At 42.9% G+C, this 23,776-nt stretch carries 18 protein-coding genes, 2 tRNA genes and 1 rRNA gene; 5 read left to right on the top strand and 16 right to left on the bottom strand.

Going from position 1 to position 23,776, the window contains the following annotated elements; all coding sequences use genetic code 11:
- Positions 1-38: 38 nt before the first annotated feature.
- The 4 genes from wzzE to trxA form a co-directional block, all read right to left on the bottom strand.
- Positions 39-1,097 carry an ECA polysaccharide chain length modulation protein gene (gene wzzE / locus J6836_RS16125; RefSeq protein ID WP_219244972.1) on the bottom strand — a complete coding sequence of 353 codons (1,059 nt, stop codon included), beginning with the start codon at positions 1,095-1,097 and terminating at the stop codon, positions 39-41.
- A gap of 29 nt (positions 1,098-1,126) precedes the next feature.
- Entirely contained in the window at positions 1,127-2,155 is a 1,029-nt protein-coding gene (wecA, locus tag J6836_RS16130) for a UDP-N-acetylglucosamine--undecaprenyl-phosphate N-acetylglucosaminephosphotransferase (protein WP_255586245.1), read from the bottom strand.
- Between the two features lie 369 nt (positions 2,156-2,524).
- Positions 2,525-3,784, bottom strand: a complete 1,260-nt coding sequence (rho, locus tag J6836_RS16135; protein ID WP_219244974.1) for a transcription termination factor Rho — start codon at positions 3,782-3,784, stop codon at positions 2,525-2,527.
- A 703-nt stretch (positions 3,785-4,487) separates the two neighbouring features.
- A complete protein-coding gene (gene trxA / locus J6836_RS16140; RefSeq protein ID WP_219244975.1) occupies positions 4,488-4,814 on the bottom strand; it encodes a thioredoxin TrxA in 327 nt (108 codons plus the stop codon).
- 118 nt (positions 4,815-4,932) lie between these two features.
- On the opposite strand from trxA, the gene rhlB reads away from it, so the two are divergent.
- On the top strand, positions 4,933-6,219 hold the full coding sequence (gene rhlB / locus J6836_RS16145; RefSeq protein WP_219244976.1) for an ATP-dependent RNA helicase RhlB: 1,287 nt from the start codon (positions 4,933-4,935) through the stop codon (positions 6,217-6,219).
- Between the two features lie 11 nt (positions 6,220-6,230).
- Positions 6,231-7,736 carry a guanosine-5'-triphosphate,3'-diphosphate diphosphatase gene (gene gppA, locus J6836_RS16150; RefSeq protein WP_219244977.1) on the top strand — a complete coding sequence of 502 codons (1,506 nt, stop codon included), beginning with the start codon at positions 6,231-6,233 and terminating at the stop codon, positions 7,734-7,736.
- A 49-nt stretch (positions 7,737-7,785) separates the two neighbouring features.
- On the opposite strand, the gene rep is transcribed toward gppA, so the two are convergent.
- Together rep and ilvC are read right to left on the bottom strand one after the other, a co-directional pair.
- On the bottom strand, positions 7,786-9,810 hold the full coding sequence (gene rep, locus J6836_RS16155; protein WP_219244978.1) for a DNA helicase Rep: 2,025 nt from the start codon (positions 9,808-9,810) through the stop codon (positions 7,786-7,788).
- Between the two features lie 667 nt (positions 9,811-10,477).
- Positions 10,478-11,953, bottom strand: a complete 1,476-nt coding sequence (gene ilvC, locus J6836_RS16160; protein ID WP_219244979.1) for a ketol-acid reductoisomerase — start codon at positions 11,951-11,953, stop codon at positions 10,478-10,480.
- Positions 11,954-12,130: 177 nt separating this feature from the next.
- Here ilvC and ilvY point away from each other — a divergent pair, with 177 nt between their 5' ends.
- Positions 12,131-13,027, top strand: coding sequence for an HTH-type transcriptional activator IlvY (ilvY, locus tag J6836_RS16165; RefSeq protein ID WP_219244980.1), 897 nt, complete (start codon positions 12,131-12,133; stop codon positions 13,025-13,027).
- Here ilvY and ilvA read toward each other — a convergent pair.
- From ilvA to ilvL, 6 genes are all read right to left on the bottom strand, one after another.
- Positions 13,019-14,593 carry a threonine ammonia-lyase, biosynthetic gene (gene ilvA, locus J6836_RS16170; RefSeq protein WP_219244981.1) on the bottom strand — a complete coding sequence of 525 codons (1,575 nt, stop codon included), beginning with the start codon at positions 14,591-14,593 and terminating at the stop codon, positions 13,019-13,021. The two genes, ilvY and ilvA, sit on opposite strands and share 9 nt — an antisense overlap.
- Before the next feature lies 1 nt (position 14,594).
- Positions 14,595-16,445: a dihydroxy-acid dehydratase gene (gene ilvD, locus J6836_RS16175; protein ID WP_219244982.1), complete on the bottom strand. Its 1,851-nt coding sequence runs from the start codon at positions 16,443-16,445 to the stop codon at positions 14,595-14,597.
- A 67-nt stretch (positions 16,446-16,512) separates the two neighbouring features.
- The gene (locus tag J6836_RS16180) at positions 16,513-17,439 is read right to left on the bottom strand and encodes a branched-chain amino acid transaminase (RefSeq protein ID WP_219244983.1); all 927 of its coding nucleotides are present in this window, start codon (positions 17,437-17,439) and stop codon (positions 16,513-16,515) included.
- Between the two features lie 11 nt (positions 17,440-17,450).
- Entirely contained in the window at positions 17,451-17,720 is a 270-nt protein-coding gene (ilvM, locus tag J6836_RS16185; protein WP_219244984.1) for an acetolactate synthase 2 small subunit, read from the bottom strand.
- Positions 17,717-19,363, bottom strand: a complete 1,647-nt coding sequence (gene ilvG, locus J6836_RS16190; protein WP_219244985.1) for an acetolactate synthase 2 catalytic subunit — start codon at positions 19,361-19,363, stop codon at positions 17,717-17,719. The genes ilvM and ilvG overlap by 4 nt, the downstream gene beginning before the upstream one ends.
- Before the next feature lie 131 nt (positions 19,364-19,494).
- Positions 19,495-19,596 carry an ilv operon leader peptide gene (gene ilvL, locus J6836_RS16195; protein WP_071524553.1) on the bottom strand — a complete coding sequence of 34 codons (102 nt, stop codon included), beginning with the start codon at positions 19,594-19,596 and terminating at the stop codon, positions 19,495-19,497.
- A gap of 480 nt (positions 19,597-20,076) precedes the next feature.
- Between ilvL and J6836_RS16200 the strand changes: the two genes are divergently transcribed.
- Positions 20,077-21,603 carry a YifB family Mg chelatase-like AAA ATPase gene (locus tag J6836_RS16200; RefSeq protein WP_219244986.1) on the top strand — a complete coding sequence of 509 codons (1,527 nt, stop codon included), beginning with the start codon at positions 20,077-20,079 and terminating at the stop codon, positions 21,601-21,603.
- Positions 21,604-21,678: 75 nt separating this feature from the next.
- On the opposite strand, the gene J6836_RS16205 is transcribed toward J6836_RS16200, so the two are convergent.
- The gene (locus J6836_RS16205; protein WP_206083048.1) at positions 21,679-22,017 is read right to left on the bottom strand and encodes a DUF413 domain-containing protein; all 339 of its coding nucleotides are present in this window, start codon (positions 22,015-22,017) and stop codon (positions 21,679-21,681) included.
- 112 nt (positions 22,018-22,129) lie between these two features.
- On the opposite strand from J6836_RS16205, the gene hdfR reads away from it, so the two are divergent.
- The gene (gene hdfR / locus J6836_RS16210) at positions 22,130-22,975 is read left to right on the top strand and encodes an HTH-type transcriptional regulator HdfR (protein WP_219244987.1); all 846 of its coding nucleotides are present in this window, start codon (positions 22,130-22,132) and stop codon (positions 22,973-22,975) included.
- 453 nt (positions 22,976-23,428) lie between these two features.
- Here the strand turns inward: hdfR and J6836_RS16215 are convergent.
- The 3 genes from J6836_RS16215 to rrf all read right to left on the bottom strand — a co-directional run bounded on the left by J6836_RS16215 (position 23,429) and on the right by rrf (position 23,767).
- A tRNA-Trp gene (locus J6836_RS16215) sits at positions 23,429-23,504 on the bottom strand.
- Between the two features lie 8 nt (positions 23,505-23,512).
- Positions 23,513-23,589: transfer RNA gene (locus tag J6836_RS16220), tRNA-Asp, on the bottom strand.
- Between the two features lie 62 nt (positions 23,590-23,651).
- A 5S ribosomal RNA gene (rrf, locus tag J6836_RS16225) occupies positions 23,652-23,767 on the bottom strand.
- Between the last annotated feature and the right edge of the window lie 9 nt (positions 23,768-23,776).

Genomic DNA, 23,776 nt, shown 5'->3' on the forward strand with positions numbered 1-23,776 from the left:
CAAGCCACTGATAAAGTCATCAGTGGCTTATCCCAAAATCAAGATGGGCGGCGGCGAGAAAGTACCACTCCGGCACCAACTAACAAGCCTATAGCCCCCCATAGAACCATCATAAAGGCTCGACGTGGGCTATCGCGTTTGACAGGATCTTCAGGCGTGCGCAAGTAGCGGTATGCTTGAAAATTATCTTGGAGAGTAGGTCCTACGCTTAATGTTGATAACATAGCGATGTTTTGATCATAATCGGAGTCATGATCAGGGCCCGTAGCTTTTAATGTTTCAATTTGTGCTTGTAATAACGGCACGCCTAACATAAACATTTTAGAATCTGGAATTTCATCCACCGGTGTCGCACTCTGATTGCGTACAATACCTTGTTTTTCAGCAACTTTAAGTGCTTGCTCCAGCGCATTTAAACGTCTTTCATAAGCGGCGGTTGCCACCATATCTTCACGCTTAACTAACGCTTTCATGGATTGCATTTTGGTTGCCCAAGTGCCTTTAATTTCATCATTCAGATTTGCAGTCGCACGTTGATTCGCAAATTGCGTGTATTGACGTAATAACTGGTTTGCATCTGTTGATGTTTCAGCCACTAATTTAATGCTATCTGTTAGATTTTTCACTTCATCAGCGGGTGTAAACTCAATATCATTAATGAGTTCATCCAATAATGCAGCATCCGCTTTTGGATCATTTTCTAACCGTTGTTTGTAATAATCTGTGCTCAGCCAAAATTGACGACGGGTGTCATAAGAGCCGAGTTGCTTAGTAAACTCTTGATAAGCTTCTTTAGCAATTGTCGGCAACTGCCCTTCTTGCCCCGTTACATTAATACGGGAATCGAGGTTGCGCAGAAACTGTTGCTGAGAATAATAACTTCCCAAGTTATTCACAGTAGGTAAATCCGTAATCGCCGTCGCACTCCATTTTGGCTGCATAAAATAGGACGCTCCCAACGCAATTGCAGCAAAAATGACAGCAAATGCAACGATCCAAATTTTACCTTGCCACAAGGAACGACATAAACCACGGATATCCAATTCTGGCTCTATTGGCGTTTGATACTGACTCGGTTGTGTTTCTGAGTTATTCACTGCACAGAACCTCTATTTTCGTTTTTCAGTTACCGTACTGCACCTCTACGCGCTTTACGCCTCACTCGTTTGATAAAACGGGCGACTTTCCAAGCTCGTTTGATGCAATAACCATACATCATAAATACAAGCAAAAATAATGCCAACATTACCCATTCTGGCACAAATGTTAAGCGTTCACCGATAATACCAATGCATGCCAAAAATGCAGCTGACGACGTAATCAGTACAAAAGCCCCTTTCGGTGTAAAGCCAGAACGCATAATCAGATGATGAATGTGCTGACGGTCAGGTGAAAACGGGCTCATTCCTTTACGGATCCGACGGTACATTATCGCAACCATGTCCATGAGTGGGATTGCGATGATCCACAACGCAGTGACGGGGTTGATTGGATGAACCTCTTCCTGTGTCGAAGCAACCAAAATCCAAATAATGGTGAACCCGATTAAAGTGCTTCCCGCATCCCCCATGAAAACCTTAAACCGACGGCCTAATAATTCAAGATTCAAAACAAGGTATGGGATAATCGCAGCAATAAAAGCAAAGCACCAAAATGCTAACGCCATATTACCATTCAAATATAATAAAAGCCCTAATGCACCGAAGGCAACGCTCGCAACGCCACCTAATAGGCCATCAATTCCATCAATCATATTGAAAGAATTTATTGCCGTCCATACTGCAAATAATGTCACTATGTATGAAAATGGCCCAAGAACGAGCTCCCAAGGACCAAATGCATGCCCCAGTGAATTTAACTTAAGTCCCGCCGCAGTCATCATCAAAACGGCGACAAAAGCTTGCACGAAAGCTCTAAATTTAACGCTGATGTCAAAACGGTCATCCAAAGCACCAACAAATACCAAGGTACCTGCACATAGTAAATACAACCACTTATGTGGGATATACTCATTTGTGATGAAAAATGCAAAGCATATCCCTATAAAAATAGAAATTCCACCAACGAGTGGTACTAAACCTTCATGTTTTTTCCTGAAATTCGGTTTATCAACCAAACCAATTTTTGCTGTTACAAGTCGAGCAATAAAAATCATACAAAACGTAAATATCAATACGTAAAGAAGATTAGTAAAAAAATGTGCTCTATCCACAAGTCACTCTCTCATTATTCTATTTGAATTACACATCAATGCTCTTGTGTGTTACTTAAAATAAACTACGCCAATAATGAATAGCTTCATTCAGCTATTATCATGTAATTAAAAATAAGCAATATCCATGCCAACCAGAGTTAAAAACAAGTATGTTTAAAAATATCTTGATTAATGCTTAAGAAAATAATGTTTATTAAGAAATAATTTAAGTATAAGACATAGCACAAAACCTGCTAGATAAACAAAAGGCCACTTCAATTAAGAAAGTGGCCTTTTTCGATAATATAAGTAGTTATTTTACCTACCCAACTAAGCTCTCTTCATAAAGTCAAAGAACTCTTCGTTGGTTTTTGCCATCGCAAGTTTGCTAATGAGGAATTCCATTGCGTCAATCTCACCCATTGGGTGGATAATTTTGCGCAGGATCCACATTTTTTGTAGCTCATCTTGAGATGTGAGTAATTCTTCTTTACGTGTACCTGAACGGTTGTAATCAATCGCTGGGAAGACACGTTTTTCGGCAATTTTACGAGAAAGATGCAGTTCCATATTACCTGTACCTTTAAACTCTTCGTAAATAACTTCATCCATTTTCGAACCTGTATCAACCAGTGCGGTTGCAATGATTGTCAGACTTCCGCCTTCTTCGACATTACGTGCAGCACCGAAGAAACGTTTAGGACGATGTAAGGCGTTAGCATCCACACCACCCGTTAAAACTTTACCAGATGAAGGAACTACGGTGTTATACGCACGAGCAAGACGCGTAATGGAGTCGAGTAAAATAATAACGTCTTTTTTATGCTCAACCAGACGTTTTGCTTTTTCGATAACCATTTCTGCTACTTGAACGTGACGCGCAGCTGGCTCATCAAAAGTAGAAGCGATAACTTCACCTTTAACTAAGCGCTGCATTTCCGTTACCTCTTCAGGACGCTCATCAATCAACAGAACCATCAGAACGCAATCTGGATAATTGTGTGCAATGTTAGCGGCAATATTTTGCAGCAACATCGTTTTACCCGCTTTTGGCGGAGCAACAATCAGACCACGTTGGCCACGACCAATTGGTGCAGCTAAGTCCAAAACACGAGCCGTTAAATCTTCTGTTGAACCGTTACCACGTTCCATACGCAGACGATTATTTGCATGTAATGGGGTTAAGTTTTCGAAAAGGATTTTGCTACGTGCGTTTTCAGGTTTGTCGAAGTTGACTTCATTGACTTTCAGGAGAGCAAAATAACGTTCACCTTCTTTAGGTGGGCGAATTTTCCCTGAAATGGTGTCACCTGTGCGTAGGTTAAAACGGCGGATTTGACTAGGAGAAACGTAGATATCATCAGGACCTGCGAGGTAAGAACTGTCTGCGGAACGGAGGAAACCAAATCCATCCTGCAATATTTCCAGTACGCCATCGCCGAAAATATCTTCACCACTTTTCGCATGCTGCTTCAAAATGGAAAAAATAATATCCTGCTTTCTCATACGGGCTAAATTTTCTAGCCCCATATTTTCGCCTAACGTAATCAATTCTGATACTGGCGTATTCTTTAATTCGGTAAGATTCATAATGGTGGGTTCTTTAACTCGGGGTAATTCTCGAACTATGAACGTTAATTGACGGCAACTTATTTTATTAAGTGCCAGTTTAACTTAACTGCCCTGTTGGTAGCCAACTTAATAAAAGCCAACAACAACGCATAAAATTTGTGCTAGCCACTGCTAAGCTTGTTTTAACATATGACCATGACTCATCTGAACGATGTACAGCATATTATTAGAAACACACACAACATTAGCAATAGTTTTTTGTACATTTAGGACAACATTTATCCCAATATCGCAAGTTTAGTTTCAGTTTCGCATTTAAAAACACATTTTACTGAATGCTAAATTTTCCCGATACGTTTTTACATCCGAAGATCTAGAGACGTTTTATGTCATTACTGCTGCTTATGCGCTATCTTTAAGGTATATGAAAAATTTATGTGAAACAACAATACTGAATCTAGCAGGTGCTTAACTCAATGCCTATGTTTTCAGTTTTCATATTTAAAATCATTGCGCCATTAGTTTTTATCGTTGAAAATCATGATAATACTGAACTAACTTGCTTGATATATTAAGATAAGAGCAATGGAATACAGAGTAATTCATACGGGTGCTACACGAGGAATAGTGATAACTTATCATGCTTAGATGAGGACGTCTAGCGGCTCTCTTGATAAAATAGATACACCGCTAAACGTTTTAGATCACATATAACGATAACTTACAGATTTTCGTCTAGAAATTCTTTCAGTTGCGTTTTAGATAATGCGCCAACTTTTGTTGCTGCAACACTACCATTTTTGAATAATAACAGTGTCGGGATACCACGAATTCCGTATTTTGGTGCGGTAGCCGGATTATCATCAATATTCAGTTTTGCGATGGTCAATTTGCCTGTATATTCGTCAGCAACTTCATCAAGGATAGGCGCGATCATTTTACAAGGACCACACCATGCAGCCCAAAAATCGACGAGAACAGGTGAATTTGATTTCAGAACTGCAGTTTCAAAGCTTGTATCAGTTATATGTATAATTTTGTCGCTCATGTTGTACTCCAAAGAATCATCTTTTTGCAGACTAAGTGTAACATTATTGGCAGCAGTATGCTTTATTTCAAAAGATACACTTTCGTAAACCAACCGTTAACTGATATTCTAACATACTATGAGTAAAGCACACTTGACAGAAAAGAAGTTTTCCGACTTCGCATTGCACCCTAAAGTCATTGAAGCTCTGAACAAGAAAGGCTTCAATTATTGCACGCCAATACAGGCGTCAACGTTGCCTTTCACTGTCGAAGGCAAAGACGTTGCGGGACAAGCGCAAACAGGTACAGGTAAAACGTTAGCATTCTTAACGTCAACGTTTCATTATCTATTAACCCACCCTGCTATCGAAGGGAAAAAAGCGAATCAGCCGCGTGCACTCATGATGGCGCCGACTCGTGAATTAGCTGTTCAGATCTACTCTGATGCCAAAGAATTGGCAGAATACACGGGTCTGAAAATGGGTCTCGCTTATGGCGGTGATGGCTATGATGAGCAGCTAAAAGTGTTACAAAACGGTGTCGACATCCTTATTGGAACGACAGGCCGCCTTATTGATTATGCAAAACAAGGCCATGTGGACTTAGCTGCGATTCAAGTCGTCGTGCTTGATGAAGCTGACCGTATGTACGACCTTGGTTTTATTAAAGATATTCGTTGGTTATTCCGTCGTATGCCAGGGGCTGCGGACAGACTGAACCTGCTATTCTCTGCGACGTTGTCTTATCGCGTAAGAGAACTTGCCTTTGAGCAAATGAATAACCCTGAATATGTTGAGGTCGAGCCTCTACAAAAAACCGGCCATCGTATTAAAGAAGAGTTATTTTACCCTTCTAACGAAGAAAAAATGCGTTTGCTACAGACCCTACTCGAAGAAGAGTGGCCTGAGCGCTGCATTATTTTTGCTAACACGAAGCACCGCTGTGATGATGTTTGGGCGCATTTAGCGGCTGACGGTCACCGTGTTGGCTTATTGACAGGTGATGTTGCACAGAAAAAACGTTTACGTATTTTAGAGCAATTCACACAAGGCGAGCTGGACATTTTAGTCGCTACTGACGTTGCAGCACGTGGATTACACATTCCATCTGTGACTCACGTCTTTAACTATGACTTACCTGACGACTGTGAAGATTACGTTCACCGTATTGGCCGAACTGGCCGTGCTGGGGAAAGTGGTAACTCAATTAGTCTGGCTTGTGAAGAATATGCGCTTAACTTGCCTGCTATCGAAGAGTACATTCAACATTCGATCCCTGTGAGCAAATATAACAGCGATGCGTTATTGAGTGACTTACCAGCACCTAAACGCCGTCATCGCCCACGCCCTGGAGGCCAGCGTCGCAATTCAAATGCACCGCGTCGCCACAATGGTCCGCGTAATAACCATAAACGTCCAGGCTGAGTAAAAACGCTATGCTGAAATCTTCTTCTCTCTATGCTGCTATCGATTTAGGCTCAAACAGTTTTCACATGCTTGTTGTACGTGAAACAGCTGGCAGCATACAGGTTATTTCTAGGGTTAAGCGGAAAGTTCGCCTTGCTGCTGGGTTAGATAAAAATAACCTTCTTTCTGAGCAAGCAATGGAACGTGGTTGGCAATGCTTACGACTTTTTTCGGAACATCTACAAGATATTCCGAACACACAAATTCGTGTTGTCGCGACTGCAACACTGCGTTTAGCAAAAAATGCTGACATTTTCATCGAAAAAGCCAGTAAAATCCTAGGAAACTCCGTTAAAGTCATTCAAGGGGAAGAAGAAGCTCGCTTAATTTACCAAGGCGTCGCACATACGACAGGTGGCCCCGACCAACGCTTGGTGGTGGATATTGGTGGAGGGAGTACCGAGCTTGTGACAGGAACTGGCGCAAAAGCGGAGCAACTCTACAGCCTTGAAATGGGTTGTGTCACGTGGCTTGAGCGCTACTTTAGTGATAGAAGCTTAACGGAAGAAAATTTCTCAGCCGCCCAAGCCGCCGCAAAAAAAGTGATCGAGCCTGTTGCTGAAGCCTTAAAAACTCACGGTTGGAAAATCTGTGTTGGCGCGTCAGGTACTGTGCAAGCAATCCAAGAAATCATGATTGCACAAGGCATGGATGAACTTATCACCTTACCTAAATTGCAGCAGCTAAAACGCAAAGCCATTTTGTGCCAAAAACTTGAAGAGCTTGAAATTGAAGGCTTAACGTTTGAACGGGCACTGGTTTTCCCGAGTGGCTTATCGATTTTAATTGCCATATTTGAAGCGTTAAATATCGATAACATGACACTTGCTGGCGGTGCTCTGCGAGAAGGTTTGGTTTATGGCATGCTGGAATTGCCGATTGAGCAAGATATTCGTGCTCGCACCGTACGCAATATCCAGCGCCGTTTCCAAGTGGATATCGAACAAGCTAGCCGTGTTCGCCAATTAGCTGAATATTTTTACCTGCAAGTTGCAAAAGATTGGCAATTAGATACTCGTTGCCGCGATTTATTATCAAGCGCCTGTGCATTGCATGAAATTGGCCTGAGTGTCGATTTTCGTAGGGGCCCTGAGCACGCCAGCTACTTGATCACTCACTTGGATTTACCTGGCTATACACCAGCTCAAAAACGGTTATTGGCGGCGTTGTTAAAAAATCAGCAAGGCCCTGTCGATTTAGCGCCTCTCAGCCAACAAAATGCTCTGCCTGTGCAACAAGCCTACTATTTGTGTCGTTTGCTTCGATTAGCCATTATTTTTGCAAGCCGCCGACGTGATGATACATTACCGGCCTTAAGGCTAAATGTCAGCACAGACAGACTCACCATTATGCTGCCATACCACTGGTTATCTGAGCATCCACTGCGCGCAGAAAACTTGCAGCAGGAAGTTCAATGGCAAGGTTATGTGAACTGGGTATTAGAGCTAGAAGAACGTAACAGTTCGAATTGCTAAGCTATTCCACACTAGAGCCATTCTAGTGTGGAAATTCAACTAATTGTTATCAATCACTTTTCTTACTTAACCCTAGCCGCGCTTTAATATCAGCGAGTGCAGATTGCCCTTTTTGCATGCGCTCTTCGGCGCTAACCACTTTTCGCTGTTGCTCCCATTCAAGGTCATCTTGCGGCAACTCAAGCAAGAAGCGACTCAGCTCAGGGCGAATTAACTCTCCATATTGACGACGTTCGCGGCAATGCGTGAAAAATAACTCTCTTTGTGCTCGAGTGATCCCCACATACGCTAAACGGCGTTCTTCATCAATATTATTTTCGTCAATACTACTTTGGTGTGGTAACAATCCTTCTTCCATACCAACCAAAAAAACATAAGGGAATTCAAGGCCTTTAGATGCATGCAGAGTCATTAGCTGAACTTGGTCAGATTCTTCATCATCTTCCCCGCGCTCCATCATATCGCGTAATGTAAAACGAGTGACCACTTGGCTAAGCGTCATCGGGTCGTTTAATTCATCCCCTTCCACCATCTCACTCATCCAAGTAAACAATTGGTTGACGTTTTTCATCCGCATTTCAGCGGCTTTGGTACTGGTTGATGTTTCATACAACCAACTTTCGTAATCCATTTCACGCAGTAAATCGCGTACCGCAATCAGTGGCTCCCGCTCTGATGTTCGAACGATACTGTCCATCCACTGAGTAAACCGCTGTAGTGCTTCTAATCCTTTACCTTTTAGGGTTTGCTCTAGTCCTAAATCAAAACTGGCTTGGTATAAGCTTTTCCCCCGTTGATTCGCCCACTCACCCAATTTTTGAATGGTTTTTGGACCAATTTCCCGGCGTGGTGTGTTCACAATGCGTAAAAAAGCACTGTCATCCTCAGGGTTAGTCAGCACTCGCAAATAAGCCAGTAAATCTTTAATTTCAGGACGTGAGAAAAATGAAGTACCGCCGGAGATACGATATGGTATACGGTTTTGCATCAACATTTTTTCAAAAATACGGGACTGGTGATTACCTCGATATAAAATCGCATAATCTTTATATTCCGTTTTGTTGATAAAGTGATGAGCGATAAGTTCACCAATCACCCGCTCCGCTTCATGATCTTCATTATTTGCCGTTAAAACTTTTAATGGCACGCCATAACCCAGCTCAGAGAACAATTTCTTTTCAAATACATGGGGGTTGTTCGCAATTAAGATATTCGCCGCTTTTAAAATACGCCCTGAAGAACGATAATTTTGCTCAAGCTTAATCACGTTTAACTTAGGAAAATCTTGGCTAAGTAGCACCAAGTTTTGCGGCCTTGCGCCACGCCATGAGTAAATAGATTGGTCGTCATCCCCAACCACCGTAAAGCGAGCACGTTGCCCCACCAGCAATTTCACCAGTTGATATTGGCTAGTGTTGGTATCTTGGTATTCATCCACCAGCAAATAACGAATTTTTTGCTGCCAGCGCTCACGTACTTCTTCATTTTGATACAACAGAAGTGTTGGCTTGCTGATCAGGTCATCAAAGTCCAGCACGTTGCAGCTTTTTAAATGTAATTCATAACGGCGGTAACACTCTGCAAAATGGTGCTCTTTTTCCGTTCGAGCCTGCCCGACAACTTGTTGTGGCGAGATAAGATCGTTTTTCCAGTTTGAGATCGCAGAGATCAACTGCTGTAGCAGATCTTTATCTTCTTCAAGTAAATCAAACGTTAGCTCTTTGAGCAATGCCATTTGGTCTTGGTCATCAAATAGTGAAAAATTGGCTTTAATACCTAGCGCTTTATATTCACGCTTAATAATTTCCAAACCTAATGTATGGAAGGTTGAAATGATAAGCCCACGCGCCTCTTTTTTACCTAATGTTTGTGCGACACGCTCTTTCATTTCGCGTGCGGCTTTATTGGTAAAAGTGACAGCGGCAATTTGCCGTGGTTGATAACCACATTGGCGGATCAAGTGTGCAATTTTGTTGGTAATAACACGGGTTTTACCTGATCCAGCCCCTGCCAATACAAGACAAGGGCCATCGACAAATTCAACTGCCTGTTGCTGGCCTGGGTTTAATCGCATGGTTTCTCTACATCACTTAGTTATTCAAAATGGAACTCGCTACAGATTGTAGCAGAAACCCAACCAACTCTTGAGCAACGATCCCTTCTATTTATAAAAAACAAAAAACCACATCATTCATCAGAACGACATGGCTTGCTTTGTTTTTTTGTTCTTTCTTTTACTACATCAATGCATTTTTCTAAGCTATTCGCGTTAGAGACAGGCGGCAAGTGCTGCTATCCCAAGGAGCATACATTAGTATGTGACTTGGGTAGCAACATGTAGCCAACGCACCTATCACGCGAAGAGTAACGAAAAATTAGGTTATCCCAAGGAGCATACATTAAGTATGTGACTTGGATAGCAACATGTAGCCAACGCACCTATAGACCAAAACAAAAAACCACATCATTCATCAGAACGACATGGCTTGCTTTGTTTTTTTGTTCTTTCTTTTACTACATCAATGCATTTTTCTAAGCTATTCGCGTTAGAGGAAGGCGGCAAGTGGTGCTATCCCAAGGAGCATACATTAGTATGTGACTTGGGTAGCAACATGTAGCCAACGCACCTATCACGCGAAGAGTGACGAAAAATTAGGTTATCCCAAGGAGCATACATTAAGTATGTGACTTGGGTGGCAACATGTAGCCAACGCACCTATCACGCGAAGAGTGACGAAAAATTAACTTCCAACTGAAATTTTCTTCATATCCGTCATATAACCACGTAACGTCTTACCGATTTTCTCGATAGGATGATTACGGATTGCTTCATTGATATCACGTAACTGTGCGTTATCTGTACCATTATCAGCAACTGACTTCGCTAAATCACCCGCTTGTAACTTGGTCATGAAGTCTTTCAGCATCGGCACAGCTGCAAATGAGAACAGGTAGTTACCATATTCCGCCGTGTCTGAAATAACCACGTTCATTTCATATAAACGCTTACGCGCAATGGTGTTCGCAATCAGTGGCAGTTCATGTAGAGACTCGTAGTATGCTGATTCTTCTAAGATACCCGCTTCTAACATAGTATCGAACGCTAATTCAACACCTGCTTTAACCATCGCAACTAACAGAACGCCGTGGTCGAAATACTCTTGCTCTGCGATTTTTCCTGCATATTCAGGGTAATTTTCAAATGCAGATTGGCCTGTCTCTTCACGCCATGTCAGCAGGTTTTTATCATCATTTGCCCAGTCAGCCATCATGGTTGATGAGAACTCACCTGAAATGATGTCATCCATGTGTTTTTGGAACAGTGGTGCCATGATAGTTTTCAGTTGCTCAGACAACGCATATGCGCGGACTTTCGCAGGGTTAGATAAACGATCCATCATCAGCGTGATACCACCTTGTTTCAGCGCTTCTGTGATAGTTTCCCAGCCAAACTGAATCAATTTACCGGCATAGCCTGGCTCAACACCGTCTGCAACCATTTTGTCGTAGCTCAGTAATGCGCCTGCTTGCAACATACCACACAGAATGGTTTGCTCACCCATCAGGTCAGACTTAACTTCAGCAACAAATGAAGATTCCAAAACACCTGCACGATGGCCACCTGTGGCAGCTGCCCATGCTTTAGCAATCGCCATCCCCTCACCTTTCGGATCATTTTCTGGGTGAACAGCAATCAGAGTTGGAACACCAAATCCACGTTTGTATTCTTCACGAACTTCCGTACCTGGGCATTTTGGAGCAACCATCACAACAGTAATATCTTTACGGATTTCTTCACCAACCTCAACAATGTTGAAACCGTGTGAATAACCCAGTGCTGCACCTTGTTTCATCATAGGCTGAACAGCACGAACAACGGTAGAGTGTTGTTTGTCTGGCGTTAAGTTAACAACTAAGTCTGCCGTTGGGATCAATTCTTCATACGTGCCAACTTTAAAGCCGTTTTCAGTGGCTTTGCGCCATGAAGCACGTTTTTCACTGATAGCTTCTGCACGTAATGCATAAGCGATATCTAAACCAGAGTCACGCATGTTCAGGCCTTGGTTCAGACCTTGTGCACCACAACCGACGATGACGATTTTTTTCCCTTTCAGGTAGCCAGCTTCATCCGCAAATTCTTCACGTTTCATAAAGCGGCACTTGCCTAACTGAGCTAACTGCTCACGCAAATTCAATGTGTTAAAATAATTCGCCATTGTCATACTCCATTGTTCTGTTGTGTTCGTTATGTCAGGCAATCAATTTGCCTGTCGCTTATTTTTAAGCGTTTATGGATTTACTATATGCGATGTTTCGCATTGCTTAAATTGATATATTAACAATACAATGTTGCAATATTCGCAACGTAGTTAATGACTTTATCCGAGGGCAGAATGGATATTCGTGATCTGAAACTTTTTTTGCATTTAGCACAGAGCTGCCACTTTGGCCGTACCTCTAAAGCCATGCATGTCAGCCCCTCAACGTTATCTCGGCAAATCCAGCGCCTAGAAGAGCAACTGGGTCACCCGTTGTTTGTCCGTGATAACCGTTCGGTAAAACTCACACAAGCGGGGGAGCACCTAAAACAATTTGCACAGCAAACCTTGTTGCAATATCAGCAACTACAGCATGCCCTTAATCAGCAAAGCCCATCACTGAGTGGCGAGCTGCATCTTTTTTGCTCAGTCACTGCCGCGTACAGTCATTTACCACAAGTTTTAGATAAATTCCGTGCTTTACACCCGTTAGTCGAAATAAAGCTCACCACTGGAGATGCCGCAGATGCGGTTGAAAAAGTGGAGACCCACGAGGCAGACCTTGGTATTGCTGGCAAGCCAGAGCGTTTACCTGATAATGTGCGTTTCACCAAAATTGGCGAAATTCCATTGGTGCTCATTGCGCCATCATTGCCTTGCACTGTACGGTCGATGGTGACAGAAGCTGAACCTGATTGGTCAACGGTGCCGTTTATTCTGCCGGAACACGGTCCATCACGAAAACGTATCGAACTATGGTTTCGCCGCCATCACATCAATAACCCTGTTATTTACGCGACGGTATCTGGCCATGAAGCGATTGTATCGATGGTCGCGCTTGGTTGTGGTATCGCCTTGATCCCAAGTGTGGTAGTGGATAACAGCCCCGAGCCTGTTCGTAGCCGTATTTCACAACTAGATAATATTTCGATGGTGGAACCCTTTGAACTCGGCGTTTGCCTACTCAGCAAACGCCTAAGTGAGCCGCTCATTAAAGCGTTTTGGGAATTACTCCCAGACAACTCAATCTAAGGTTTTTTGGCTATCTTGTGGTGCTAGGAAAAAACGAAAAGAAGGGTTGCCTGTCTCATCGTGGTACTCATATCCTAGCGCATCAAGGTGCCTATCAAAACGCACTTCAGGCCCTGCAAGTTCAAACGCTGCCAGCACTCGCCCATAATCCGTGCCATGGCTACGGTAATGAAAAAGCGTAATATTCCAGTGCGTTCCGAGCGTCTCTAAAAATCGCAGCAATGCCCCTGGAGACTCCGGAAACTCAAAACTATACAGTCTTTCATCTAATGGTTTGGATGGACGGCCACCAATCATATAACGCACATGAAGCTTCGCCATTTCATCATCAGATAAATCATCCACGTCATAGCCATTACTTCTGAGCTCTTGAATAATTTCTGCACGCTCACCGTCACGACCACTTAAGCGCACCCCAACAAAAATACAGGCGCGTTCAGGGTCTGCATCCGTATAACGGTAATTAAACTCAGTGATAGCACGGTGCCCTAATAGCTGGCAAAAGCGTAAGAAACTGCCTTTTTGCTCAGGGATCGTCACCGCCAGCAGCGCTTCGCGTTGTTCACCAATCTCACAGCGCTCAGAGACATAACGCAGCCCGTGGAAATTCATATTCGCGCCTGACAGGATATGCGCTAAACGCTCACCTTTAATATTATGCTGTTGGACATATTTCTTCAGCCCTGCGAGTGCCAAAGCGCCTGACGGCTCGGCAATTGCACGGACATCTTCAAAAATATCTTTCAATGCTGCGCAGATAGAGTCGCTATCTACCGTGATAACATCATCAACATATTGTTGGCACAGTCTAAACGTTTCATCACCGATACGCTTAACGGCAACACCTTCCGCAAATAAACCGACGCGCGGCAAATCAACGGGGTGGCCTGCTTCTAACGCGGCTTTCAAACACGCTGCATCTTCCGCTTCAACGCCAATGATTTTAATTTCAGGCATCAATTGTTTGATGATAACTGCCACGCCAGCGATTAAGCCGCCACCACCAACTGGGATGAAGATACGGTCTAGATGTACGTCTTGCTGTAATAATTCCAACGCAATCGTCGCTTGCCCAGCAATCACCGATGGGTGGTCAAAAGGCGGGACAAAGGTATAGCCCTCCTCTGCCGCCATAGCGATCGCTTTGGCTTTTGCCTCATCAAAATTCGCGCCGTGTAAAATGGCTTCGCCACCAAAGCTACGAACTGCATCCACTTTGATATCCGCCGTTGCTACAGGCATGACAATTTTGGCTTTAACACCAACGCGGCTTGCTGACAGCGCAACACCTTGTGCATGGTTTCCTGCCGATGCAGTTACAACGCCTTTGGCTTTTTGCTCTTCCGTCAACGTGGCAATCATGGCGTAAGCCCCACGTAGCTTAAAGCTGTGTACAGGCTGCCTGTCTTCGCGCTTAACCAAAATCGTATTGCCTAAACGTGCAGATATTTTATCCATTTGCTGAAGTGGCGTAACTTGAGCCGCCTCATAGACTGGCGCACTCAGCGCCGCCTTTAAATAATCAGCACTTGTCGGTGCTGCGGGTAATGGTTTTGCCGCTGCCACATCAGCCCCCTAATTTCGACTTATCGCGTACAGCGCCTTTATCTGCGCTGGTTGCTAAGGAAGCGTAGGCACGCAGAGCAAAAGAGACTTCGCGCTGACGGTCACGTGGTGTAAAGGCTTTATCACCACGGGCTAATTCAGCTTCACGGCGTTGGTTAAGCTCACTTTCACTGACATCCAGCACCATTGTTCTTTTTGGAATATTGATATCAATAATATCGCCATCTTGAACCAATGCTAATAAGCCGCCACTTGCTGCTTCAGGTGAAATATGCCCAATTGACAGCCCTGAACTACCGCCTGAGAAACGGCCATCAGTGATAAGTGCGCAGCTTTTACCCAATCCCATTGATTTCAGGTAAGACGTTGGGTACAGCATTTCCTGCATTCCTGGTCCACCTTTTGGCCCTTCGTAGCGGATCACTACCACATCACCTTCAACGACTTTACCACCTAAGATTGATTCAACCGCATCATCTTGGCTTTCAAATACTTTTGCAGGGCCACGGAACGTTAAACTACCTTCATCAACACCAGCCGTTTTGACGATACAACCATCTTCTGCAATATTTCCAGACAGTACGGCCAGACCACCATCCAAGCTATACGCATTCTCAATATTACGAATACAGCCATTTTCACGGTCAGTATCCAGCGACGGCCAACGGCAATTTTGTGAAAACGCTTTGGTGGTACGAATACCCGCAGGCCCTGCGGAAAACATAGACTTAACACTTTCGTCTTTCGTTAACATGACATCATATTGCGCCAATGTTTCTTGGAAAGTCAGACCTAAAATATTGGTGACATTTTCTTGCAGTAAACCTGCTCGGCTCAATTCACCTAAAATACCAATGACGCCCCCTGCACGGTGAACATCTTCCATATGGTATTTCTGTGTACTTGGTGCCACTTTGCATAAATGCGGGACTTTGCGAGATAAGCGGTCGATGTCTTCCATCGTAAAATCAATATCAGCTTCTTGTGCCGCCGCCAGCAAGTGAAGAACGGTATTTGTCGAACCACCCATCGCGATATCAAGGGTCATCGCATTTTCAAACGCCGCTTTATTCGCAATATTGCGAGGCAACGCGCTTTCGTCATCTTTTTCGTAATAGCGTTTCGTTAACTCGACAATACGCTTACCTGCGTTGATAAATAAGGTTTCGCGGTCTGCATGAGTGGCTAATAACGAGCCATTACCCGGCTGAGATAAACCTAATGCTTCAGTTAAACAGTTCATTGAGTTTGCAGTGAACATACCAGAACATGAACCACAGGTTGGGCAAGCTGAACGTTCGATTTGTTCGCTATCCGCATCACTCACATTCGGGTTTGCCCCTTGGATCATCGCATCAACGAGATCCAATTTAATGATTTGGTTTGAAAGCTTGGTTTTCCCTGCTTCCATCGGGCCACCAGACACAAAAATAACTGGGATATTGAGGCGTAATGACGCCATTAACATACCTGGGGTGATTTTATCGCAGTTAGAAATACACACCATGGCGTCTGCACAGTGTGCATTGACCATGTATTCGACAGAATCGGCAATTAATTCACGGGAAGGTAAGGAATACAGCATTCCGCCATGCCCCATGGCAATCCCATCATCAACCGCAATTGTATTAAACTCTTTTGCTACGCCACCTGCGTTTTCAATTTGCTCTGCAACCAGTTTACCAAGATCGCGTAAATGTACGTGACCAGGCACAAACTGAGTAAATGAGTTCACAACTGCAATAATGGGTTTTCCAAAATCAGCATCGGTCATTCCAGTTGCACGCCACAATGCGCGCGCACCCGCCATGTTACGACCATGAGTTGTTGTTGCTGAACGGTACTTAGGCATATCTTTAACTCCCGTGTTTAAAACAGGCGGGGAACGTCCGCCTGTAACATCTATTTCAATTTAGTTATTAAGGGTTTACTGGATCTAACCAGCCCCATTTGTCTTCCGTTGTACCATTAAATAAACCGAAGAATGCTTGCTGAATTTGTTTAGTAACTGGGCCACAACGACCAATACCAACTTGAATACCATCAACGCTGCGTACAGGGGTAATTTCTGCTGCGGTGCCTGTCATAAAGACTTCATCAGCAAGGTATAGGGATTCGCGTGATAATGTTTGCTCACGAACTTCGATGCCCATATCTTTTGCTAAGGTTAAAATGGCATCACGGGTAATGCCTGGTAATGCTGATGATGTGAACGGAGGCGTATATAAAATTCCATCTTTCACTTCAAAAATATTTTCACCCGCGCCTTCAGAGAGATACCCATGAACGTCTAGTGCAATACCTTCTTGATAACCATGACGGCGTGCTTCGCTACCCACTAATAACGATGATAAGTAGTTACCACCCGCTTTTGCACCTGTAGGGATAGTATTCGGTGCAACACGGTTCCAAGAAGACACCATCGCATCAATACCTTGGTCTAAGGCTTCTTCGCCTAAATAAGCGCCCCAAGGGAAAGCCGCTAAGATGACATCAGTGTTATAACCATCTGGTGGGTTAACTCCCATACCGACATCACCGATAAATACTAATGGGCGGATGTATGCGCTGACTAAGTTATTTTTGCGTAAAGTCGCACGACAAGCTTCCATTAACTCTTCTACGCTGTAGCTGACAGGCATACGGTAAATTTTTGCAGAATCGTGCAAACGTTGCATGTGCTCACGGTGGCGGAAAACCACAGGTCCTTTGTGAGAATCATAGCAACGGACGCCTTCAAACACTGATGTACCATAATGCAGAGCATGAGACATTACATGAACCTTTGCATCAGCCCATGGCGTCATTTCACCGTTAAACCAAATAAAGTCAGCTTTCTTAGTCATTTTTATCTTCCTTACATTGCACTTTGTGTGCGTAATAGTCGTGATTCTTGTTGTAGCACTTCAACTTCTGTAATGTCAGAAAGCTTAGTTAACTGAGCACAAAGCTGGGTTAACGGCCTCTGACTACTTACAGTCAATTCAATATTAACATTATCGCCATCTGGTGATTGCCCCATATTCATGGCATTTATCTTAAATCCACGATGGCGAGTGACCCTTAATATACGCTCTAAAACCTCAGGACGGAAACGGGCCAATATCGAGAGTTTATGTTGCATCATAATGGTTTCTCCATCATTTTTTCATTACTTGCCCCTGGTGGAACCAACGGCCAGACGTTTTCTAATTCATTAATTGATACCTGTAATAAGTAGGCACCTTCGCTATTCAATAATTCATCTAATGCTGCATTTACTTGCGATTTATTTGTAATACGCTGCCCTTTAATGCCGAACGCACTCGCTAAAGCAACAAAATCGGGGTTATCCGTTAAAATCGTTTCGCTATAACGTTGTTCAAAGAACAACTCTTGCCATTGGCGAACCATGCCTAAACGTTGGTTATCCAATAAAAGAATTTTGACAGGTAATTGTTTACGCTTGATGGTGCCTAATTCTTGGACATTCATCATGAATGAGCCATCACCCGATACACAAACAACCGTATCTTCCGGCCTAGCAACTTGCGCTCCGATCGCGGCAGGAACACCGAATCCCATCGTACCCAACCCACTTGATGTTAAGAAGTTTTCAGGGGCATCTACCGTAATATGCTGTGCTGACCACATTTGATGTTGCCCAACATCCGTTGTCACAACCGTGTTTGGCTTCATTTTATCGGACAGTTGTTTCAATAATAGTGGGGCATAAATAGGCTCGCCAGGGTGGTCATAACGCCAACCAAACTCTGCTTTTAACTGTTGGACTTCGGATTGCCATGGCGCAATTGATTTTTTCAACATTAATTTTGGTAATAACGCTTTTGCATCACCGTGTAAGGCTACATGGGTTTGGCGTAATTTATCCAACTCGACGTGGTCAATATCGATATGAATGACTTTAGCATTCGGCGCAAAGGTATTTAATTTCCCCGTTACACGGTCATCAAAACGCGCCCCAACGGCAATAAGCAAATCACATCGTTGAACGGAAATGTTGGCAGCTTTTGTACCATGCATTCCTAACATTCCTAGGTAATTCCCATCTTTTGGGTCGACGGCACCTAAGCCTTTTAATGTTGAAACAGAAGGCAACCCAGTATAAGTAATAAATTCCCTTAATTCAGAAACAGCACCTGACATCCCAACACCGCCACCGATATACAACATCGGTTTCTCCGATTGCTCTAACAAGGTTCTTGCTTGCTGTATCTCAGCTTCTGGGGATGAAAATTCTTGCTCTACTGGCATTAAAAAAGGTGAGAGCTCTGCGTGTTGCAGCTGAATATCTTTCGGAATATCAATCAGTACAGGTCCAGGACGCCCACTATTTGCGATTGCGAAAGCTTCAGCAAGAATGCGAGGCAAATCTTCTATCGATTCAACTAAAAAGCTGTGTTTTGTACAAGCCAGAGATAAACCTAAAACGTCAATTTCCTGAAAAGCATCTGTACCGATAAATTCAGAAGCCACTTGCCCTGTGATAGCAACAACAGGGACGGAGTCTAACAATGCATCCGCTAATCCAGTGATTACGTTTGTTGCACCAGGCCCAGATGTTGCGATACAAACCCCAGTTTTACCCGTCGAGCGTGCATAACCAATTGCTGCAATGACTGCACCTTGTTCATGCCTGCACAGCAAATGCTCTACGCCACCATCATACAATGCATCATAAACTGGCATGATTGCGCCACCAGGGTAGCCAAAAACAGTATCAACCCCCTGAGTTCGCAACGCTTGAACTAACCATTGTGCTCCGTTCATGCTTTTCTCCTGTCTGCCTACTTTTTATCTGTTTGTATTTATTATGTTTTATATATTTTTTGGGATTAACAAATTTTGTGTCAAAAAAAACCCCGCGCCTTTCGGTGCGGGGTTCTCGTAAGATCTGGCTGTTATTTTAGCCTTCGTCGTCCAAGTGCAGCCCCGCACGGTGGGATAATAATCACCACCACGCTAATAATAATTAGGCTAACTGCTTGGATAAATGCGTTCATGTGTTTTGCTTTTTTAACTTTTATTTGTTGTCCTTATTAAGAGGTATCATTTTAAAATTACTTTGACAACTTTTATTTACTTTATTTATTTTCAAAATGTTTGTCTTTAATAAAATCAACAAGTTAAATAAAAAACAAAATAATACACTAGTAAATAAACCGTAAGGCAGTAATTACCTATGATTTTGACAGCATAATCAGCTGCATCCTCCATTACATTTTCATGTAAATGACTTGATAGCACCTCTCCTAATTAGTCATTTTTTCTTAACCTTATCCAAAGCCCCATTAAAATGTGCTACTTCTCAAATAACCTCAAGCCTAGATATATCAACTTCTAAAAGCCCTTCCCAAAAAAATGAAACAGATAAGTAACTACACAAGTAAATTGTCGAGTCGCTTCGCAAATATCATTTTCATGTGTTAAAAATCAGTCAGTGTTTAACAGAATATTACTCTGTTAATTGTATCGGAGGTTTTATGGCACTAGCGATTGTTTACACTAGAGCTTCGATAGGCATGGAGGCACCACTTGTCACCGTTGAAGCACATATTAGTAATGGGCTTCCAGGACTAACATTAGTTGGTTTGCCCGAAACTGCGGTCAAAGAATCGAGGGATAGGGTCAGAAGTGCATTATTAAATAGTGGGTTTGAATACCCAGCAAAAAAAATAACAGTAAATTTAGCACCAGCTGATTTACCAAAAGAGAGCGGCCGCTACGACCTTGCAATTGCGATTGCTATACTCGCATCATCAGGGCAGATTTCACACGAGGCTTTAAAAAAGCATGAATTTTTAGGTGAACTCGCACTTTCCGGCGATATACGTTACGTCAACAGCGCAATTTCAGCTGCTCAAGCCGCATTAAAACAACAACGAACATTAATTATTTCGGCTAAAAATCAACACCAATTAAATTTATTACCAGATAATAGCGTTCAGTTTGCAAGCTCTCTATTAGAGCTTTGCCATTATTTTAATGGGGGCAATGAACTCGAATTTAACTGCCAAATAAATCAACCAAATCCATCAATGAAAAATGACGATGATATCAACGATATTATTGGGCAGGAACAAGGAAAGCGAGCACTCGAAATTTGCGCTGCAGGAGGGCACCATTTACTACTTTTAGGTCCACCTGGAACAGGTAAAACCATGTTAGCGAGTCGGCTCATTACATTATTACCCGCTCTTACACCTCAGGAAGCGCTAGATGTCGCTTCACTGCATAGTTTAAGTCAGATTACTCAAAGTGCTATAGATTGGCCAACGAGGCCGTTTAGAGCCCCTCATCATAGCGCATCTGTCGCAGCGCTAATTGGTGGAGGCTCTCTTCCAAAACCAGGCGAAATATCTCTCGCACATCACGGTATTTTATTTTTAGATGAATTACCTGAATTTAGTCGCGCTGTTTTAGATTCTTTGAGGGAGCCTCTCGAATCAAGGGAAGTCTGTATCTCTAGAACGAAAGCAAAAGTCTGCTATCCCGCTAATTTTCAACTTATCGCCGCATTAAACCCAAGCCCGACAGGGCACTATCAAGGGGAAGCAAGCCGTTCCTCACCAATATGTATTTTACGCTATCTTTCCCGCCTTTCTGGGCCATTATTAGACCGCTTTGACCTCTCCATTGAAATCCCTCTATTGCCTATCGGTTCACTCAGTAACCCAAACTATCAAGGAGAAACCAGCGAACAAGTACAGCAACGTGTTATTTACGCGAGGGATAAACAGTTAGCTCGGGCAGGTAAAATCAATAACTTACTAACATCGAAGGAAATTATACAGTTTTGCTCACTCAATGCTAAGGACGCTTTATTTTTAGAACATGCGCTCAACAAATTAGGCCTTTCAATCCGAGCTTGGCATAAGATCTTAAAAATTTCTCGAACTATTGCGGATCTCAATGAATGTTCAAATATTGAGCGAGGGCATTTATTAGAAGCTCTTGGATACAGAGCAATGGATAAGTTATTGCTTCATTTGCAAAAACAAGTAAGCTGAGCGGAGGAGAAATAAAATGTTACTTACCGTAAAACATAAAGGGACCGAAGTCCCTTATCTTATACGATGGTAATATTAGTCATCTGTATCAGTATAGTCTTCCGATGGATCTATCTGTGGTTTACCACCAGATAACGTATGGAAGCGTTTTGGACGATTAATACGACTAGAGTATTTTACCCAAACTTTTTCTTCTGGAGTAACAGGCTCGCGCTCACCGCGGCAAACAGCAACGAAGAGTTTTTCCTCGTCAGTTTGTGCAGCTCGTTTACCTGTATCAAGCTCATTAAAAGCTTGGCCTAGGCGCTCAAGCAACTGAGCTTCTTTAATGGTGAAATCACCATGACGAGAAAAGCCACGTGGGTAATGCTTATTATCGAAAAAACGATTAGTCGTGATGAAGCTATCTGCCATCTGACACACTCCTAACTTATTGCAGTCAAACTCTATATGGCGCGGAGTATTAGACAGCATTGACAATCTGTAAAACAAAACATTTAAATCATCACGACAAAAATAATTGGAGATGTATGTGGACAGCGAGTTATTGAGAACTTTTTTAGAGGTTAGCAAGACTAGGCACTTCGGTAGAGCAGCTGAATCACTCTACTTAACGCAATCTGCTGTCAGCTTTCGTATCCGACAGTTAGAAACTCAACTGGGTACCAGTTTATTCACTCGCCATAGAAATAATATTCGATTAACTGCAGCTGGCGAGCGATTAGTGCCATATGCTGAGTCTTTAATGAACACCTGGCTACAAGCCAAAAAAGAAATTTCTCATGCATCGCAACATACTGAGCTTTCAATCGGTGCTACCGCTTCCTTATGGGAAGGCTACCTCACTGATTGGGTGGAAGATCTTTATACTCAACATGATGAATTACGATTAGAGGCTCGCGTTTCTACCCGCCAGTCACTCGTAAAACAATTACACTCAAGAGAACTAGATTTACTCATCGCCACCGAACCACCAAAAATGGATGAATTCGAAAGTACGATTATTGGAACTATCGAGCTTCAACTAATGGCTTCGCAAAAAAATATTGCTCTGACAAATTACAATTATATAAAACTAGAGTGGGGAGCTGATTTCCATCCAAAAAATGAATCCGCACTAACTCAAGATGATACACCCGTGATGATCACAACCTCGGCCCATATTACACGTCAATTACTTCCTGTATCTCTTTCAGCGGCATTTTTACCCGCTCATTGGATACATCAGTATCCAGCACTTAAAACGCTGTCAGAATCCCCTATAAGCAAGCCTCTATATGCAGTATGGCTACAAAAAAATGATCAGCAGGCTCTTATTAATCAATTGATTAAAACACCAATAAAAAATGCGCTATTACACATAGCTAACTAAACTGGATGAGAAAGCATTCTCGTTCTGTTTAGTGCTGATTGTATTAAACATACTAAGATATATTCCCCCGCTTGAGGTGGGATCAAAAATGCTTAGAATAGAGCCTAAAATCTGTTTTATTCAAAAATAAAAGCAAATTAACTGTAATCATCTCATCCTCTTAATTTTAGTTTCTGAATCCTTTTAGCAAAAAATATACCAACGTAAATATATCAAAAGTGAAGTAAGCAAGAGTAGAATCGTATAATAACGTAATGGAATTATCTAATTAAAGGACTAAACACAAGGGGCTGTTAGATGTTACTTTGAAATGAATTTTCAGTATACAAGATGGGCTATTATAAATGAGGAGAAATATTACAAGGATATTCACAAAATTTAGATAAAGAAAAACCCGATTAATATAACCGGGTTATCAATAGATACTTCTTTTATTATTACTTAATTGGTAACTGGCAGGGGCGGAGAGACTCGAACTCCCAACACCCGGTTTTGGAGACCGGTGCTCTACCAATTGAACTACGCCCCTAAATTAAGTGGCGGAACGGACGGGACTCGAACCCGCGACCCCCTGCGTGACAGGCAGGTATTCTAACCAACTGAACTACCGCTCCACTTATTCTTTCGCCTTTCGGCTGCTTATCATGAATCACTCACAATAAGACTTTAATTTAATGTCTGGCAGTTCCCTACTCTCACATGGGGAGACCCCACACTACCATCGGCGCTACGGCGTTTCACTGCTGAGTTCGGCATGGGGTCAGGTGGGACCACCGCGCTATTGCCGCCAGACAAATTCGG

Origin of the sequence: Providencia sp. R33, assembly GCF_019343475.1 — a bacterium.
GTDB lineage: Bacteria > Pseudomonadota > Gammaproteobacteria > Enterobacterales > Enterobacteriaceae > Providencia.

Coding starts and splice junctions, on each gene's coding strand:
- wecA (WP_255586245.1), bottom strand. CDS start 2,155: ATGATTTTTATTGCTCGACTTGTAACAGCAAAAATTGGTTTGGTTGAT.
- rho (WP_219244974.1), bottom strand. CDS start 3,784: ATGAATCTTACCGAATTAAAGAATACGCCAGTATCAGAATTGATTACG.
- trxA (WP_219244975.1), bottom strand. CDS start 4,814: ATGAGCGACAAAATTATACATATAACTGATACAAGCTTTGAAACTGCA.
- rhlB (WP_219244976.1), top strand. CDS start 4,933: ATGAGTAAAGCACACTTGACAGAAAAGAAGTTTTCCGACTTCGCATTG.
- gppA (WP_219244977.1), top strand. CDS start 6,231: ATGCTGAAATCTTCTTCTCTCTATGCTGCTATCGATTTAGGCTCAAAC.
- rep (WP_219244978.1), bottom strand. CDS start 9,810: ATGCGATTAAACCCAGGCCAGCAACAGGCAGTTGAATTTGTCGATGGC.
- ilvC (WP_219244979.1), bottom strand. CDS start 11,953: ATGGCGAATTATTTTAACACATTGAATTTGCGTGAGCAGTTAGCTCAG.
- ilvY (WP_219244980.1), top strand. CDS start 12,131: ATGGATATTCGTGATCTGAAACTTTTTTTGCATTTAGCACAGAGCTGC.
- ilvD (WP_219244982.1), bottom strand. CDS start 16,445: ATGCCTAAGTACCGTTCAGCAACAACAACTCATGGTCGTAACATGGCG.
- J6836_RS16180 (WP_219244983.1), bottom strand. CDS start 17,439: ATGACTAAGAAAGCTGACTTTATTTGGTTTAACGGTGAAATGACGCCA.
- ilvM (WP_219244984.1), bottom strand. CDS start 17,720: ATGATGCAACATAAACTCTCGATATTGGCCCGTTTCCGTCCTGAGGTT.
- ilvG (WP_219244985.1), bottom strand. CDS start 19,363: ATGAACGGAGCACAATGGTTAGTTCAAGCGTTGCGAACTCAGGGGGTT.
- ilvL (WP_071524553.1), bottom strand. CDS start 19,596: ATGAACGCATTTATCCAAGCAGTTAGCCTAATTATTATTAGCGTGGTG.
- J6836_RS16200 (WP_219244986.1), top strand. CDS start 20,077: ATGGCACTAGCGATTGTTTACACTAGAGCTTCGATAGGCATGGAGGCA.
- J6836_RS16205 (WP_206083048.1), bottom strand. CDS start 22,017: ATGGCAGATAGCTTCATCACGACTAATCGTTTTTTCGATAATAAGCAT.
- hdfR (WP_219244987.1), top strand. CDS start 22,130: ATGTATGTGGACAGCGAGTTATTGAGAACTTTTTTAGAGGTTAGCAAG.